The organism is Tritonibacter sp. SIMBA_163 (assembly GCF_046535935.1).
Taxonomy (GTDB): domain Bacteria; phylum Pseudomonadota; class Alphaproteobacteria; order Rhodobacterales; family Rhodobacteraceae; genus Epibacterium; species Epibacterium scottomollicae.
Genome location: NZ_JAWJBP010000376.1, coordinates 1 through 276 on the forward strand (window position 1 = coordinate 1; position 276 = coordinate 276).

General features: G+C 62.7%; 1 pseudogene. It reads right to left on the bottom strand.

Annotated features, from left to right (window positions below):
- A pseudogene (locus R0J92_RS22785) lies at positions 1 to 276 on the bottom strand (hypothetical protein); the annotation flags it as partial.

Sequence of the window (276 nt, forward strand, 5' to 3'; positions counted from 1 at the left end):
GTCGAGCCAGCGCCGCGGCACCACGCTCTGCATGCGCAGCAGCATGCGGTTCCAGTCGTAAAGCAGATAGAACAGCACGAGCGGCACCATCACGAGATTGCCGACCACGGTCATCATGACGTTGCCGCTTGTCACAATCGACGTCCACGCATACCGCGCGACCGTCTGCGCACTGCCTTCGAGCTGGCCCATCACCATATCGCGCACGCTCGCGAAGTCGAGCGAATCGGCGAGGCCGAGCATCGCCAGCTTGGGTTGCAGCCACGCATTCACATG